The 16,621-nt window shown below is 56.4% G+C and carries 14 protein-coding genes; 7 read left to right on the top strand and 7 right to left on the bottom strand.

The window, feature by feature from the left end; genetic code table 11:
* The first annotated feature begins 6 nt into the window (after positions 1-6).
* Positions 7-1,284 carry a bacteroid development protein BacA gene (gene bacA, locus RMR21_RS10740; RefSeq protein ID WP_498668009.1) on the top strand — a complete coding sequence of 426 codons (1,278 nt, stop codon included), beginning with the start codon at positions 7-9 and terminating at the stop codon, positions 1,282-1,284.
* A 55-nt stretch (positions 1,285-1,339) separates the two neighbouring features.
* On the opposite strand, the gene RMR21_RS10735 is transcribed toward bacA, so the two are convergent.
* Positions 1,340-2,320 carry a polysaccharide deacetylase family protein gene (locus tag RMR21_RS10735; protein ID WP_498668008.1) on the bottom strand — a complete coding sequence of 327 codons (981 nt, stop codon included), beginning with the start codon at positions 2,318-2,320 and terminating at the stop codon, positions 1,340-1,342.
* A 211-nt stretch (positions 2,321-2,531) separates the two neighbouring features.
* Here RMR21_RS10735 and RMR21_RS10730 point away from each other — a divergent pair, with 211 nt between their 5' ends.
* The 4 genes from RMR21_RS10730 (at position 2,532) to RMR21_RS10715 (ending at position 6,326) form a co-directional block, all read left to right on the top strand.
* Positions 2,532-3,116 (top strand): NnrU family protein, encoded by a 585-nt coding sequence (locus RMR21_RS10730; protein ID WP_498668007.1) that lies wholly within the window; start codon positions 2,532-2,534, stop codon positions 3,114-3,116.
* Between the two features lie 155 nt (positions 3,117-3,271).
* A complete protein-coding gene (locus RMR21_RS10725; protein ID WP_498668006.1) occupies positions 3,272-3,943 on the top strand; it encodes a tetratricopeptide repeat protein in 672 nt (223 codons plus the stop codon).
* Positions 3,944-4,118: 175 nt separating this feature from the next.
* The gene (der, locus tag RMR21_RS10720) at positions 4,119-5,552 is read left to right on the top strand and encodes a ribosome biogenesis GTPase Der (protein ID WP_498668005.1); all 1,434 of its coding nucleotides are present in this window, start codon (positions 4,119-4,121) and stop codon (positions 5,550-5,552) included.
* 165 nt (positions 5,553-5,717) lie between these two features.
* Complete coding sequence (locus tag RMR21_RS10715; RefSeq protein ID WP_498668004.1) at positions 5,718-6,326, top strand: DUF2026 family protein; 609 nt, start codon at positions 5,718-5,720, stop codon at positions 6,324-6,326.
* A gap of 170 nt (positions 6,327-6,496) precedes the next feature.
* Here the strand turns inward: RMR21_RS10715 and RMR21_RS10710 are convergent, their stop codons facing one another.
* Together RMR21_RS10710 and RMR21_RS10705 are read right to left on the bottom strand one after the other, a co-directional pair.
* On the bottom strand, positions 6,497-7,546 hold the full coding sequence (locus RMR21_RS10710; protein WP_498668003.1) for a bifunctional monoglucosyl/glucuronosyl diacylglycerol synthase: 1,050 nt from the start codon (positions 7,544-7,546) through the stop codon (positions 6,497-6,499).
* A gap of 82 nt (positions 7,547-7,628) precedes the next feature.
* On the bottom strand, positions 7,629-8,546 hold the full coding sequence (locus tag RMR21_RS10705) for a sugar kinase (RefSeq protein ID WP_498668002.1): 918 nt from the start codon (positions 8,544-8,546) through the stop codon (positions 7,629-7,631).
* 155 nt (positions 8,547-8,701) lie between these two features.
* On the opposite strand from RMR21_RS10705, the gene bglA reads away from it, so the two are divergent.
* Positions 8,702-10,375 (top strand): beta-galactosidase BglA, encoded by a 1,674-nt coding sequence (gene bglA, locus RMR21_RS10700; RefSeq protein ID WP_498668001.1) that lies wholly within the window; start codon positions 8,702-8,704, stop codon positions 10,373-10,375.
* 9 nt (positions 10,376-10,384) lie between these two features.
* Here bglA and RMR21_RS10695 read toward each other — a convergent pair whose 3' ends face one another.
* The 3 genes from RMR21_RS10695 to RMR21_RS10685 form a co-directional block, all read right to left on the bottom strand.
* Positions 10,385-11,290 (bottom strand): HD-GYP domain-containing protein, encoded by a 906-nt coding sequence (locus tag RMR21_RS10695; RefSeq protein ID WP_498668000.1) that lies wholly within the window; start codon positions 11,288-11,290, stop codon positions 10,385-10,387.
* 142 nt (positions 11,291-11,432) lie between these two features.
* The gene (gene ade / locus RMR21_RS10690; protein ID WP_498667999.1) at positions 11,433-13,142 is read right to left on the bottom strand and encodes an adenine deaminase; all 1,710 of its coding nucleotides are present in this window, start codon (positions 13,140-13,142) and stop codon (positions 11,433-11,435) included.
* Between the two features lie 161 nt (positions 13,143-13,303).
* Entirely contained in the window at positions 13,304-14,410 is a 1,107-nt protein-coding gene (locus tag RMR21_RS10685) for a branched-chain amino acid ABC transporter substrate-binding protein (RefSeq protein ID WP_498667998.1), read from the bottom strand.
* 308 nt (positions 14,411-14,718) lie between these two features.
* Here RMR21_RS10685 and RMR21_RS10680 point away from each other — a divergent pair, with 308 nt between their 5' ends.
* On the top strand, positions 14,719-15,888 hold the full coding sequence (locus tag RMR21_RS10680; protein ID WP_498667997.1) for a DUF3095 domain-containing protein: 1,170 nt from the start codon (positions 14,719-14,721) through the stop codon (positions 15,886-15,888).
* A 100-nt stretch (positions 15,889-15,988) separates the two neighbouring features.
* Here the strand turns inward: RMR21_RS10680 and RMR21_RS10675 are convergent, their stop codons facing one another.
* Positions 15,989-16,309: an ArsR/SmtB family transcription factor gene (locus tag RMR21_RS10675; RefSeq protein WP_174153684.1), complete on the bottom strand. Its 321-nt coding sequence runs from the start codon at positions 16,307-16,309 to the stop codon at positions 15,989-15,991.
* Positions 16,310-16,621: the final 312 nt, after the last annotated feature.

The following is a 16,621-nucleotide window of genomic DNA, read 5'->3' as shown; positions in this document are numbered from 1 at the left end:
TGTACCGTGTTTCATTCCTTCTTCCCAAAACCCAAACTGTTTTTCACTTCGGCTGTGATTTGGTCTCTCCTTATGATCGGTCTGTGGTATGCTGGAGCAAGAGATTGGGGCAATTCGATAGGGTTGCCAGCTTTGCCGGAGGGGCAACAGCCCCCGACCGGCGTTTCCGTTTTCTGGTCAACGCCGTTTCTCTGGTTCTATTTATATTACGCCGTTGCTGTCGGATTGTTTTCAGCGTTTTGGTTTGCTTACAGCCCGCACAGATGGCAAAACTGGTCCGTTTTAGGATCCGCGCTGATCATTTTCACGACGTATTTTTCCGTGCAGGTCAGTGTTGCCATGAACGCGTGGTACGGCCCTTATTACGACCTTGTCCAGCAGGCATTGGCGAAGACGGCTCCAGTGACCGCTGAACAGCTTTATATGGGGCTTGTCGGCGTTAGCGGCATTCTGTTTTTCGCCATCACCATCGGTGTCCTCAACCTTTTCTTCGTCAGCCACTATATCTTCCGTTGGCGCACCGCGATGAACGAGTTCTACATGGCGAACTGGGATCGTTTGCGTCACATTGAAGGTGCCTCGCAGCGTGTTCAGGAAGACACGATGCGTTTTTCCAGCACCGTCGAAGGTCTGGGCGTCGGTCTGGTGCGGGCTATCATGACCCTCATCGCATTTCTGCCAGTCCTGTTCACCTTTTCGGAAACGATCACAGAATTGCCCATCATTGGCGAGATACCTCACGCCTTGGTTTGGGCTGCTATTGTCTGGTCGCTTTTCGGTACGGGTTTTCTGGCGCTCGTCGGCATCAAGCTTCCAGGGCTAGAATTCCGAAATCAGCGTGTTGAAGCCGCCTACCGAAAAGAACTCGTTTATGGCGAAGACCATGAAGATCGTGCTCGTCCGGCGACGGTGGCGGAACTGTTCTCCAACGTTCGGAAGAACTATTTCCGTCTGTATTTCCACTATATGTACTTCAATGTGGCGCGTATTTTTTATCTTCAGGCCGATAACCTCTACAGCCTCATCGTCCTCATTCCGTCCATCGCCGCCGGTAAAATCACGCTTGGTGTGTTCACGCAGATTGGGAATGTTTTTGATCAGGTGCGCGGCTCTTTCCAGTATCTCATCAATTCATGGACGACGATTGTTGAACTCCTATCCATCTACAAACGTCTGAGAGCCTTTGAAGCGGCCATCGACGACAAGCCCCTACCGGAGATCGACCAGCGCTATCTCAAGCGTGAAGCGGAAGATGGTGAGTTGGCGGCGAACAAGCCGACTTGAATTAAAAAAGGGTGGCCAAGCGCCACCCTTTTTTATTCGAGGATAAGATTGATACTCACCCCTCAGACTTCTGCGCGCGCCGCGCCTCGATCATCGGCATGGCCTGCGCGTAACTCACGCACGCCACATCGTCCTTCTTGCAGACGTCTCGCAGCAGCCGCTCAAAAGCGTTCCAATAGGCGCCGCCATTCATTTTCACGAAGTGAAACCCGAGCTGTAGAGGCACTCGTTCGCCGTCATACTGCTTGTCGAATGCAGCGCGGAAGGCCTGGTAGGCGCGTTCTTCGAACTCTGCTGATTTAGCCCGGTTTTCGATGGCCATGGAATGGCGCACGAAGAGATTATAGTCCATGGCGATGATCGGTCTGTCACTGGGACCTTCGGGAATGAGCGGAAGACCGAAATGTTCGATGCCGTCTTTCTGGATTGGCCATGCCGGTCCCTTGGTGATGCTGGTCGCGTCATAGACGAAGCCATGCTTTTTCTGCGCTGTCGTCAGTGCATCGCTCTGCGACAGATAGGGTGCCCTAAAGCCGTTGATGCCGCGGACGAGATCACGCCAGCCCTGCGGTTCCTCGTCCTTCTTGCCGATCATCTGCCAGGCATTTTCCATCGTGCTGGTGAAGGCCGTGAACTCGGCGTCCCATTGTTCCGCTGTCCAGTTGCCACCATCGAAATGACCGCAGGTATGGTTGGCAATCTCGTGGCCTTCCTGCTTTGCGGCCCAGATGTTGCGCAAGCGGGCTTCCACCTCCTCGATGGATTGTCCGAAACCGACATTGGATCGTCCGGTTTTCTGGCCGGGTCCCTGATAGCTCTTGGCGCTGGTCTTGCGGTCCATGACCAGTGTGCAGGCAAGAAAATAGGTGAAATGTGCACCCACATCCTTGGCTGTCGTGCGGCTGCGTTCCCACAGCGAATTGTCGCCCGCGCCATCGAAGGAGACAATCAGCAGCTGTTTTGGTCGTTCTGCCGTTTGTGCAAGCGCTGGAATGGCCGCAGAAAACGACAGGAGGAGTGCAAGGGTACGAAGCATGAAGAACCATTTTTTGAAAAGAAGCATGGCCTTTTGAGATGGTAATAAGGCGAAGCTTTGATTTGGCCGGTAATTTCGGCGGTTTCAACAGCAAGGCCACAGCGGCAGGCCACATCAGCGCAAATCGCCGTTGGGATTTAGCCCCGTTTGTTCTAAGCATGTGCAGACCGCAATTCATATCCATCCTGCGCCACGCTTTAAGGGGCTTTTCATGCTGCTGCTTGTTTTTTCCATTCTGTTTCTTTTGGTCACGCATTCCCTGAGTGTCGTGGCACCGGATTTTCGCGCACGCATGATTTCGCGTCTGGGTGAGGGGCCTTGGAAAGTTCTCTATTCCTTCGTCAGCATCGCTGCGCTGGCGCTGGTCGCCTATGCTTTCGGACAGGCGCGGCAGGTCACGGGTGTTCTCTATTCTCCGCCCGTATGGACAAGCCATCTCGCCATCACGTTGATGCTGTTTTCGATGATCTGTCTTGCCGCCAGCCTTTTGCCGGCTGGCCACATCGTTGCCAAGACCAAGCATCCGCTGGTGCTTGCCGTTAAGATCTGGGCGCTATCGCACCTTCTGGCCAATGGCGAAACGTCGTCCGTCATCCTGTTTGCAGCCGTTCTGGCTTGGGGCGTGATCATGCGCATTTCCCTGAAGCGGCGCGCGCGGGCTGGCGAAGTCGTGACCCGTCCGTTCGTTTCGGCGCGCTACGATATCCTGGCGGTGGTGCTGGGCATCGTGTTGTGGGCCGCCTTCATCTGGAAGCTGCACGAATGGTTGATCGGCGTCCAGCCACTCGCAATGTAAGAAAGTGACGTTTTCCCCTTACATATCAGGGAAAATAGGCTAGAAGGCCGACCAATGATCGTGGTTGGCCTTTTGCTTGCCACGACAAAGCGCTTTGGCATGTCCGCAGACCGAAAGAACGGCAAACGGTTTCGGTGCGGGTAACGGAGAATTCAATGGCGAACGAGAATGATACCTTCATCCGCGAAGTCAACGAGCAGATTCGCTCGGAGCAGATGAGCAATTTCTGGGGACGGTACGGAATTGTCGTTATCGGCGCTGCCGTGCTGATCGTGCTGAGCGCTGCCGGTGTCGGTATTTACGAGTACTGGAACACCAACCGTGCTTCCGCGTCAGGCGACCAGTTTGCAAGCGCGCTGAAGTTGGCATCCGAAGGCAAGAACGATGAGGCGCTGAAGGCGTTTTCTGATCTGGAAACTGCCGGTCACGGTTCCTATCCCGTGCTGGCCAAGTTCCGTTCGGCGACGCTTTTGGCGCAAAAGGGCGATGCGGCGGGTGCCATTGCAGCGTTCTCTGCAATTGGTAACGATAACAGTGCGCCACAGGTTTTCCGCGATACGGCCAAGGTTCGCGCAGCCTGGCTTTTGGTGGATACCGGAACCTATGAGCAGGTTTCCGCGCAGGCTGAAGTGTTGACGGGTGAGGGGCAGGCCATGCGCAACTCCGCGCGCGAGGCTCTCGGTCTTTCGGCCTACAAGGCTGGCGATTTCGTTAAGGCGAAGCAGTGGTTCGAGCAGATCACTGCAGACGTGCAGGCACCGCGCAACGTGACCAGCCGCGCCCAGATCATGCTCGACAACATTGCCGCTTCCGGCAAGGCAGCGTAACAGTCTATCCAATAATCGCCGCTGGCCGGCTGCAAATGGCATTTTCTGCGCTTCCGGTGCTCACGTACTTTGAGTACGCTCCGCTCCGGTTCTCGAAATCACCATTTTCGCCAGACCAGCAGCAATTCTTGAATAGACTGTGCATCCACGCCAAAGTTCAGGTTAGGGTTTCCCCATGAGTTTCACCGTCGCCATAGTCGGGCGTCCCAATGTCGGCAAGTCCACTCTGTTCAACCGCCTGGTTGGCAAGAAGCTGGCGCTTGTGGACGATACGCCGGGCGTGACCCGCGACCGCCGCCCTGGCGACGCGAAGCTGGTGGATTTGCGCTTTACCATCATCGACACAGCCGGTCTGGAGCAATCCGGGCCGGAAACGCTTCAAGGCCGCATGTGGGCGCAGACGGAAGAAGCCATCGATGAGGCCGACATCACACTGTTTGTGGTCGATGCAAAGTTCGGCCTCACGCCTGCCGACAAGACGCTGGCAGAAATGCTGCGCCGTGGCGGAAAGCCCGTGATCCTCGTGGCCAACAAATCCGAAGCGCGTGGATCAGACGGCGGCTTTTACGACGCTTACACTCTGGGCCTTGGCGAACCGTGCCCAATTTCGGCTGAACATGGTCAAGGCATGATCGACCTGCGCGACGCCATCGTTGCGGCCGTGGGCGAAGATGTCGCCTTTCCGAAAGACGATTTCGACGAAGCTGAAACCGATATCGTTTTGCCACGAGGCGAGCCGGGTGAGGACGACGACGAAGACGAAGAGCCCGTTTACGATGAGACCAAGCCACTCCGTGTGGCCATCATCGGTCGCCCGAATGCCGGCAAGTCGACGCTCATAAACCGCTTTCTCGGTGAAGACCGCCTGTTGACTGGGCCTGAAGCCGGGATTACCCGCGACAGTATCTCAGTTGAATGGGACTGGCGCGGCCGCACCATCAAAATGTTCGACACTGCGGGCATGCGCCGCAAGGCGCGCGTGATCGAAAAGCTGGAAAAGCTTTCGGTTGCCGATTCCCTGCGTTCCATTCGCTTTGCCGAAACCGTTGTTATCGTGTTCGATTCAACCATTCCCTTCGAAAAGCAGGATTTGCAGCTCGTCGATCTGGTTATCCGCGAAGGACGCGCAGCCGTGCTCGCCTTCAACAAATGGGACCTTGTGGAAGATCCGCAGGCGTTTCTGGCCGAATTACGCGAAAAGACCGAGCGTCTTTTGCCACAGGCACGCGGTATTCGCGCGGTGCCGATGTCTGGACAAACCGGTTACGGCCTTGACCGGTTGATGCAGAACATCATCGATACGGACAAAATCTGGAACCGTCGCGTGTCGACGGCCAAGCTCAACAAATGGCTGGACGCACAGGTCACCCAGCATCCGCCACCAGCGGTATCGGGTCGCCGCCTACGGCTGAAATACATGACGCAGGTGAAGGCCCGCCCACCGGCCTTCATGATCTCCTGCACACGCCCCGAGGCCATCCCGGAGTCCTATACGCGCTACCTCGTCAACAACCTGCGAAAGGATTTTGACATGCCGGGTGTTCCCATCCGGGTGCATTACCGCGGTTCGGACAACCCGTTCGAGAGCAAGGCGAAGAAGAAGCGTTGAGCTTGCGCCTGTCGGGCTGACCTACCACAGCACTCAACGTTATCCTCGGGTCAGGCAAGAGGATGACGGTCGAGGGTGTATCTGACGCTGTCGGCAACTTCGTCGCTTTATCCCGACTTTTTGAACGATGTTCATTTGAATCGTGAAATTCTCAGGTGAGACCCAATGCTGATCAAGCAGACCGATTATCATCGCATCTACCGAGTCATCAACAGTTTGCTGATCAACGAGAATGCCGATCCGGCGACGGCTTCGATGTATTTCAGTACCTTTGGCGCGTTTATTCTGGAGCACCATTACAAGATCAAGGCCAAGCCGAAGGGCGGTTTGGCTGCTTATAATCTCGATGGCAAACTCATTCTGTTTGCGGATCATCGCGACGACGGGCATGTGACCGGAGCAGGCGAAAATTTTCACTGCTGGGTGGAGGCGGACGGCTGGGTTATCGATTTCATGGCGCCCGCTTTTTCGCAGGCTGCCAAAGAGCTTTCGGTCCCATCGAAAATGTTTCAGCGCCCCCTATCGGCAATGGTGCCATCCATCAACGATCTCGAAACATCGGGCGATTTTTTCTACAAGTCCGAGCCGGAAGCCACCGCCCGGCGCTTTGCCGACTGGCGCAAGCAGGCGATGATCGGCGATCTCGCATCGATTGCCGCTGGCTGGTTTCGCAAATCGCCCAAGCAAATGCAGGCATCCATTTCCACCAGCGACAGCACCGGCAAGAGCAGCCTCATCCCGCTTTCGGGCAATGCGTTGACCGGTGCATGGTGACAATGGTGTGAAAAAAGGACGGCCAGCGTAATCTCGCGGCAGCCACCTGACGTCAATCAGCAGCCCGACCCCGCTCTAAAGATAGCGGCGGTCGCATCCCGCTTGCCTTGTGACAGCACAAAGGCTTTTCGTCTACAGTTTCGGGACGAAAAACTCGGAATTACGAGACCTCAAGCGGTCGATGTCGCGTAGAAATTCTGCAATCCGTTGCTGGCGGCTGAAGTGACATTGTCGAGAAATTGGCGGGAGGCTTTTTCCCAGGAGTAGGTTCTGGAGAGTGCGAGGGCTGCTTCCGACGAGCAGTCGAGCGCCTTAAGGCAGGCTTGATGCAGGTCGTTGTCAAGGGCACCGGCTTTCGGGTAGTCGCCGAGGATGTCGATGGGGCCCATGACGGGGAAGGCAGCCACTGGCACGCCGCTTGCCAGGGCTTCGAGGATGGTGTTGCCAAAGGTGTCGGTCTTGGACGGGAAGACGAAGACGTCTGCTTCGGCATAAGCATGTGCCAGGTCCTCGCCGGTTTTGATGCCGGTGAAGAGAACATTGGGATATTTGTCCTGCAACTCGGCGCGCGCGGGCCCATCACCCACTACGACTTTCGAGCCCGGCAAATCGAGGCCGAGGAATTCCGGCAGGTTTTTCTCGACTGAGACGCGGCCGACTGTCATGAAGATCGGGCGTGGCAGATCGAAAGGGCGCTCGGTTTTTTCGCGCGGGTGGAACAGTCCCGCATCGATGCCACGGCTCCAGCGTTTGAGGTTCTTGACGCCGCGCGTGTTGAGTTCCTTCTGAAGGCTGGGCGTCGCAACCATGCAGGTGCTGCCGCCATTGTGGAACCATCGCACAAAGGCGTAGAGCCAGCTTTCCGGGACGGGAAAGCGCGCAGCGACATATTCTGGAAAGCGCGTATGGTAGCTGGTGGAAAAGCGCATGCCATGCTTGATGCACCAGCGCCGCGCCATAAAGCCAAGCGGTCCTTCAGTTGCGATATGCACGTAAGATGGCTGACTTTTCTCAATTTCGCGAGACACGCGGCGGTAACCGGCAACGGACAAGCGGATTTCCGGGTAAGTCGGGCAGGGCACCGAATGGAAGCTCTGGGGCGTGACCATGCAGACTTCGACACCCATGCGTTCCAGTTCTGCATTGGTGTTTTCGATGGAGCGAACGACGCCGTTGACCTGCGGATGCCATGCATCGGTGACGATTGTTATTCTGGTCATGCCTGGCCGACCTCCGCGCTTGCGAATCCCGGTTACTTTCCGGGTCTTCGGCTATATGCGGCAGGCGTGTTACAGCATCATGTCAGCCCTTGGGCAGCAGATCATGATCGATGAGCGCACCGTGGTGGCCAATCACCGTTGCCGCTGCCTTGGCCGCAAACATAGCAGCATCCTGCGGCGTGCTGCCGCCGAGCCATTTTGCCAGGAACGCACCGTTGAAGCTATCGCCTGCGCTGGTCGTATCAACGACATCGGCTGCATGGACGGCAGGTGCATGGCTTTGTTGCCCGTCAAAGTCCAGAGTCGCACCCTTCGCGCCGTCTTTGACGACGATGTTGGCCACTCCGAGATCGCGATAGCGCTTGATGGTCGCGGCAACGTCGGCATCTCCGAAATTTCCTGCCTCGTCGTCAAAGCTTGGCATCACCATCGTTGCGGCTCGCGCGCCGTCGGTGATGGTCTTTAGCATCATCTGTTTGTCGCTCCAAAGGCGTGGGCGAATATTGGGATCGAACACGACCTGTTTGCCAAAGGCCTTGGCACGACGCAGTTCCGCCAGAAATGTATCGACAGCCAACGGTGTTGCCAAAATGGCAAGCGTTATGCCGGAGAAGTAAATGAGGTCCGATACCTCGATCGTACCGCGCAGATGGTCGGCATCGGTCGCCAGTTGGCGGGCTGCTGCCGTGCTGCGCCAGTAGCTGAACGTGCGCTCGCCGTTTTTGAGATTGATGAGATAAAGTCCCGGCGTGCCACCCTTGATCCGGGCTACATTTCCGGTTGCGATGTCTGCCCCGTCAATAAAATCCAGCATTTCCTGCGAAAGCGGATCGTCACCCAGCGCGGTAAAGTATTCGACGGTCCATTCCGCAGGCAGGCAGGCACGGGCGTACCAGGCAGTGTTGAGCGTGTCTCCGGCAAAACCTTTCCGCAGCAAGCCGTCTCCCGCCTGCGAAAGTTCCACCATGCATTCCCCGATAGAAAGAAACCGTCCACCCACTGCGTGTTCACTCCTCTTGTGACACGTCGGAACTACGATGCATGGCGCGAACTGGCAAGGGCATGTCAAGTTCGCTGTGATGTTACGCCGAACCCCATGATTGACGTTTACGAACGGAGCCGGGCTTTATATGCTTTGGCGAACTAAACTGGAGAATGCCCATGCCGCACCCCAATCCCGCCGCCACGACCGCAGCAGATTATGCAGACTGGTGGAGGGGAGCGGTGATTTATCAGGTCTATCCGCGCTCGTTTCAGGATACGACAGGGGATGGCTATGGTGATCTGGCCGGGGTCACGCAGCGCCTGCCTTACATCGCGTCTCTGGGTGTGGATGGCATCTGGCTCTCGCCGTTCTTCACCTCGCCTATGGCGGATATGGGTTACGATGTCTCTGATTATTGCAATGTCGACCCCATGTTCGGGACACTTGCCGATTTCGATGCCTTGATTGCCGAGGCGCATCGGCTGGGACTGAAGGTGATCATCGATCAGGTGATTTCCCACACATCCGACCAGCATCCCTGGTTCAAGGACAGCCGCGCAAGCCGCACCAATTCCAAGAATGACTGGTATGTCTGGGCAAATCCAAAACCGGACGGAACAGCGCCCAACAACTGGCTCTCGGTTTTCGGCGGGCCTGCCTGGGAGTGGGATGGCGTTCGCAAGCAATACTATATGCACAATTTCCTCACCTCGCAGCCCGATCTCAATTTCCACAATGCCGAGGTTCAGGACGCGCTTTTGGAAACGGTGCGGTTCTGGCTTGAACGTGGCGTGGACGGGTTTCGGCTCGATACCGTGAACTACTATTTCCACGACAAGTTGCTGCGCGATAACCCGCCACATGCCCCCGACAGCGACAGTGCCGGTCTCGATGCGCCGGATGTGAACCCCTATGGCATGCAGAGCCATATTCACGACAAGACGCAGGTCGAAAACATTGCGTTTCTCCAGCGCTTCAGGGCACTGCTCAATGATTATGAGGGGCGCATGACTGTCGGCGAGGTGGGCGATGGCGCACGGTCGCTCGAAACCGTTGCGGCCTATACATCTGACGGTGACAAGCTCAACATGTGCTACACCTTCGACCTCCTGGGGCCGGAGTTTACCGCAAAGCACATTCGCGATGCCGTCGATGGTTTCGATAGGGCCGTCACCGATGGCTGGGTGTGCTGGGCGTTCTCCAACCACGATGTCGTACGTCATCTTACCCGTTTTTCGGAGGGCGTGGAAGAACAGGCGCGTGTGGCCAAGCTGGCCTTCAGCGTTCTGGCGACATTGCGCGGTTCCATCTGCCTTTACCAGGGCGAGGAACTGGCACTGACGGAAGCCGATCTGGCTTTCGAGGATCTGCGCGATCCCTACGGTATCCGCTTCTGGCCTGCCTTCAAGGGCCGGGACGGGTGCCGCACGCCAATGGTTTGGGAAACAGGAAGCGCGAGCGCAGCTTTCACCACCGCTGAGAAGCCTTGGCTACCCGTTCCCTATGCTCATGCGATGCTGGCGGCAGACGGGCAGGAGCGTAAGCCGGACTCGGTTCTGAACCACTACAAGGCCGTTCTGGAATTTCGCAGGCAGCATGCCGTGTTGCGTGATGGCGATATGGCATTTCTGGATACCCAGCAGGACCTCCTTGCCTTCACCCGGACCAAGAACGATCAGACCTTGCTTTTCGTCTTCAATCTTACCCGCGAGCCTGTGGAGTATCTGATCCCCAGCGGCATGAGTGTCGGCAATGTGCTGGTCATGCCAAGCTTCAAGCCGGTCTTTGAGGGCGGGGTCGTCAGGCTGGATGCGCTTGATGTGTTTTGCGCGCGTCTGGCCTGATGTACGGGTTTAAAGAATGCCCTTCGTCATCTCGGGATCGAGACTGAGGATGAAGTGCCATAGAAGGGCTTTGTCGAACTGATCTTCGCGCGTCATCATCCAGCTCAAAGCCTGTTGCGAAGACCAGCCCTTTTTGTAGGGCCGGGCCGAGGTCAACGCGTCGAAAACATCGCAGATGGTGCTCATACGAACCTCTGGACCGAGTTGTTCGGCGACGAGTTTATCGGGGTATCCTTTGCCATCCAGTCGCTCGTGATGAGACCGGCAGATATCCAGGACGAGACGTGGCAGGTTCACATGGGTTGAGAGCAGTTCGTAACCCCGTTCGGGGTGCTGTTCGATGAGGCGCCGTTCAGTAGTGGTCAATGGCCCTTGTTTGTTCAGAATTTCGACAGGAATGGTCAGCTTGCCGATGTCGTGCAAAATTCCGGCCATGCAGAGTAATTGGACGGTTTCGTCGTCCATCTGCATGGATCTTCCGAAGTGCAGGAGAAGTGCTGCAACAGCGAGGGAGTGAACGAAGGTCGCGCTATCGCGAAAGCGCAGGCGGGACATGCCGATATAGAGGGATGGGTTTTCTTCCATTGTGCGCGCCACATCGCTGACGAGCGGTGTGAAGGATTCCACCGTAATGGTGCGGCCGTGGCAGACGTCTTCGATAAGGGATTTTGCTTCGGCGGCATGTCCCTGTATTTTGCGCGCGGTTTCCCACTTCTCCAGTTTCGTCGCCGTGGTGATGTTTTTGCCGTTGGGAGAGTATGCTTTGGCGTTATCGCGCCCGAGTGCAGTATTAATGAAAATACCGCTGACATTGCTGTTCTGGATGATCTCGATTTCCTGGCCCGATCTGACGGTAAAACGTCTGCCAAGCGTCGGGCTATCCTGCCAGGCACCCTCGACGGCCTCGACAAACATGCCAATCTTTAGCTGCGATTTGTCTATTCTCGTTACGACCACGGATTGCCTCGTCAGCGGTACTCCATTCTTGATCCAGTTATTTATCGTAACTGTCTTAATTTACGATGAGTATAACTTCTATATTTCACGCAGTTTCTTTCTATTCCCGTTTCGAGCTTATGAGCGCAAAACGATCCACATCCACCATGCCCATATCTGAAATCTTCAAATGAGGAATGACGGGTAGCGGAAGGAATGCGACCTGTAAAAACGGTTCTTCCAGCGTCGTGCCGAGCGCATAGGCGGCCTTGCGCAGGTGGTGCAGCGTATCGCGCACTGTTTCATAAGGCTCAAGGCTCATCAGACCGGCGACGGGCAGGGCGATCTCGCCGGTAACTTCGCCATTTTCGACAACCACGAACCCGCCCTTGATCTCGCCAAGCCGGTTGGCGGCCTGCGCCATGTCGTCTTCGCTGACGCCGACAACGCAGATATTGTGGCTATCATGGCCGACGGTCGAGGCGATCGCGCCCTTCTTCAAGCCGAAGCCCTGCACGAAGCCGTTGGCGTGATTGCCGTTCTTGCCATGCCTCTCGATGACGGCGACCTTGATGATGTCGTTGTCGAGATCGACGCTGGTCTGATTGCCATCTGTCGGCAGCGTGTAACGACGGTGCTCCGTTATGATCTTGCCGGGCATAACGCCGATAACAGGCGTTTCACCTTCGGTGGCGGGAACGCCGAAATGCGAGGCCTGCACGGGGCGTGCTTTGACGCTGTCCAGGCCGACGGCTGCAACCGGCTTACGGGTTTCGAAAAGCTCTGTCGTCACACGGCGACCTGCAGAAAACACCATGCTGGCCTTGCAGTTCTGCAACGTATCGATCACCACGAGATCGGCCCGCCAGCCCGGAGCAACGAGACCGCGATCCCTGAGCCCGAAGGCCTTCGCTGCGGAAATCGACGCGGCGCGGTAGATTGCCAGAGGTTCTACACCACTGGCGATGGCCGAGCGGATCATGTAGTCGAGATGGCCTTGTTCAGCGATATCGAGCGGGTTGCGGTCGTCTGTGCACAGCGCCAGATAAGGCGAAAGACGCTCGGTGATGATCGGCAGCAAAGCGTGCAGGTCCTTCGATACCGAACCTTCGCGCACCAGAATATGCATGCCCTTGCGGATCTTTTCCAGCGCTTCCTTGGCCGTTGTGCACTCATGTTCTGTGCGAATGCCAGCGGAAAGATAGCCATTCAGCGCCGTGCCGGACAACAAAGGTGCGTGGCCATCGATATGCTGACCCTGAAAGGCTTCCAGCTTGGCCATGCAGATGGGGTTTTTATGGATGACGCCTGGGAAGTTCATGAACTCGGCAAGACCGATGACCTTGGGATGGTCTCGAAACGGCAGGAGCTTTTCGATTGGCAGATCTGCGCCTGAGGTCTCCAGATGCGTTGCCGGAACGCAGGAGGAAAGCTGCACACGAATATCCATGATGGTTTCCAGCGCCGAATCCAGAAAGAACTCGATACCCTCGGATCCCAGAACATTGGCGATCTCGTGCGGGTCGCAGATGACGGTCGTAACGCCGTAAGGCAGGACGCACCGGTCGAATTCATGCGGTGTGACCAGCGAGGATTCGATGTGCAGATGGGTGTCGATAAAACCGGGGACGACGATCTTGCCGGTGATGTCGATGACCTCTACGCCCTCATATGCCTCGCATGTGCCGACGATGGTATCACCGCATATCGCGATATCGGAGGCGATGAGATCGCCGGTCACGAGATCGTAGAAGCGCCCGCCTTTGAGCACGATATCGGCCTTTTCGCGGCCCGTTCCCTGATCGATTTTCCGCTCGAGTGCAGACGCCATGTTTCACCTCGTTCCGATTTGCTTGCCAGACGGAGTAAGCCAGACACGCCCATGGCTTGTCCAGCATTGCCGTCTTCAATGATACGCCGTCTTCTATGATGACAAAAAAGAAAACCGGGCGCGATTGCCGCACCCGGTCCTGATGACAGCGTTTTCAGTGCTTACTCGGCAGAAACGATCTTGCCGTCTTCCCACCTGTAGAGTGCGAATGCCTGCGAGGTCAGGTCGCCGGTCTGGCCATAGGTCAGTTTGCCAATCGCCGTTGCCACGGGTTCACCAGCCTTGAGAGCGGTAGCGACGGCTTCTGCATCTTCCGCGCTCCCGGCCTTTTCGATGCCGGCCTTCAGCACTTCAACGGCTGCGTAGGCGTTCAACGTAAAAGCCTCTGCCGGAACGTTGGCAGCGTTCAGCGCGGCTGCCGCAGCCTTGGAGTCGGCACTCTTGGTTGCGTCGGCTGCATTGGTGAAGATGGTGCCTGCAGCAGCCGTGCCGCCGATGCTCCAGAATTCCGTGTTGGACAGGCCATCGCCTCCGATCACGGTTGCCTTTGCGCCGGAATCCTTCAACTGGCGAACCAGCAGACCTGCTTCAGGGTGGTAGCCACCGAAGTAAACGACATCGACGTTTTCGGACTTCAGGCGTGTGGTCAGCGCGCTCAAATCCTTTTCGCCGGGTGTAAGCGCGTCATAGAAGACTTCGGTTACGCCGCCTTCGTTCAACGTTTTTTTGAAGGAATCTGCCAGACCCTTGCCGTAAGCGCCCTTGTCGTGGATGACGGCGATGCGGCGGTCTTTCAGCTGCGACAGTACGAGCTTGGCGGCAACCTGCGCCTGCTGGTCGTCACGACCGCAGGTGCGCAGCACGTTCCACAACTCGCGGTTTGTAAGATCGGGTGCGGTGGCGGTCGGGGTTACCATCAACACGCCGTTTTCGGCGAAAACGTCCGAGGCCGGAATGGCAACGCCAGAGGTAACGGGACCGACGACGAAGCGAATGCCTTCGGCAACCAGCTGGTTGGCGGCAGACACACCCTGCTTGGGCTCGCCGCCATCATCGGCCAGTTTTAGCACGACCTGTTCGCCCAGAATGCCGCCATTCTTGTTGATGACCTCGACGGCGGTCTGAGCGCCTTTCTTGACCTGATCGCCATAGGCTGCGACCGGACCGGTCAATGGCGCGATCAGGCCGATGACGATTTCTGCATGGGCCAGCGGCGCGAACACTACGGAAGCGGCAAGCGTCAAGCCGGATAGGATCTTGATGTTCATTCTACTCTCTCCTTGGATTGGGTCGCATCCCCGATAAATCGCCGGGGCCGGGGCGCTGAAATGCCACGCAGATCAACCCTTCCACCAGACGAGAGGCGTCGCATCATCTTTGATTTACAACGTCCTAATGTGGTTCATACTCGCCAGAACCGATTTCGCAAGCCATGTTTGATCCAAAGGTGGTGCTGTAACGTAAATCATCTGTGAAGACTTTCATCGGCGGTTGTATGTCGCGAGACGGGAAGGCCGCCAAGCGGCGGGATCTGTGCGAGAAAGGCCGGATCTGCGCGAGAAAGGATGGTGCCGTCATGATGTCGCCCGACGAAGAGTTCCTGAGTGAGCTACCGTTGTTCCTCGAGTTCGAGGATGTCGCCAATCCGACGCTTTACCGCGCGCTGCCAGACGGTTGGGCGCTCGCACTTGCAGATATCAACGATTCGACCGGCGCCATCGATGCGGGCCGTTACAAGGCGGTCAACATGGCGGGTGCCGGTGTCATTTCCGGAGTTTTAAACGCTCTGAAGCGGCATGACTTGCCGTTCATTTTTGGAGGTGACGGTGCAGCCATCGCCGTCCCGCCCTTGCAGGTGGAGGCGGCGCGTGAAGCCTTGTCCAAGGTACAGAGCTGGGTGGCGGATGACATTGGTCTTTCGCTTCGCGCCGCCATCGTGCCGGTGGCGGCAATACGCGAGAACGGTTTAGATGTGCGCATTGCCCGGTTTCAAGCGAGCGACGATGTGTCCTATGCCATGTTTACAGGTGGGGGCAACCACTGGGCTGACGAGCAGATGAAGCAGGGACTATATTTGGTCGAGCCTGCCGAAAGTGGTTCGCGGCCCGATCTTACGGGTTTGTCTTGTCGCTGGAACCCGATTCCCGCCACACATGGCACGGTGGTGTCAATCATCGCCGTGCCGGGAGTGACACAGGACACGGTCGCGTTCCGGCACCTCGTGTCGCAGATTGTAGCGCTTGCTAACGAGGATGGCCGTGGTGGCCATCCAGTTCCAGCAGAAGGGCCACCACTCGGCTTCATTCGCGAAGGGCTCGCAATGGAGGCGCGCGCGCTATCGGCTTACAGGGACAGACTGTCCCAAGTCCGCAAAGGTGCATGGGTGCTGTTTCAAACGGTCCTCATCGCTGTGCTCTACAAGCTCAGAAAGCCTGTCGGTCGGTTTGACCCCATCGAGTACAAGCGCTCGGTTGCCAGCAATACGGACTTTCGCAAGTTCGACGATGGGCTGAAGATGACGGTGGATGTCGATCCGGAGCGACTAGCCGGCATCAAGGCAAAGCTGGATGAGGCGGCGCGTGACGGTGTCTGCTATTACGGCCTTCACGAGCAGGATACGGCGCTGATGACCTGTATCGTGCCGTCACCGCTGTCGAAAGACCATATGCATTTTGTAGATGGCGGCGATGGCGGCTATTCGAAGGCCGCCACCAGTCTCAAGGCCCAGATGCAGGCCATCATATAATCAGTGTTTCCACGCCAATGGCCGGGGCGGCCGGTTACCTGTAGATCAAAACGCGCAGCGCCAGTCGTTGGAATGTCCAGCGACGATGGTGCGCCATTCTTCAGGCAGCAGATTTTTCCGAGCTTGGGGAGGCGCAGTAGATGCCTTCAAGCGTGGAAAGGATTTTTTTGACGGATTCAGATGTGCTGGAATAGTAGATCGTCTGAGCATCGCGACGGGTCTTGACCAAACGCTGCGCACGCAGCTTGGAAAGATGCTGCGACAAAGCAGATTGGCTAAGACCAACCTGCGTAGCGAGCACGCCGACCGGTACTTCGCCTTCAACCAGGCTGCACAGGATCATCAGGCGCTTTGGGTTCGCCATGGCGGACAAAAGGCCTGCGGCGACTGTCGATTGTTCAGAAAGAGATTCAGTGTTCATATTCTTACTTCTCCCGAGTAAAGCCCGCCCCGGACTGTCTCATTGGCAAACCATTTTTGGTATGCGTAAAGTGTACCAATTCGGTCTGATCGTTGTATATACCTAAATCTAAGGTATGGCGTAGCGTATATTAGTTATAGTTTAAACTCGTTTATTTTTCCTATTAATCCAAAAAAATAGCGATAAATTCTCATTTTTATACATTATTTCTGTTTTATTGGTATTTTTTATTAAATTTCAATCTATTAAAGTATTTTATTTCGTTTCTCTGAATTGCGGCGATAGGTGAACAAATTACCAGATTTTGGGGTC

Source organism: Agrobacterium sp. rho-8.1, assembly GCF_033957725.1.
GTDB lineage: Bacteria > Pseudomonadota > Alphaproteobacteria > Rhizobiales > Rhizobiaceae > Agrobacterium.
The sequence above is the reverse complement of the archived record's forward strand: the minus strand, read 5'-3'. Positions and strand labels throughout refer to the sequence as shown.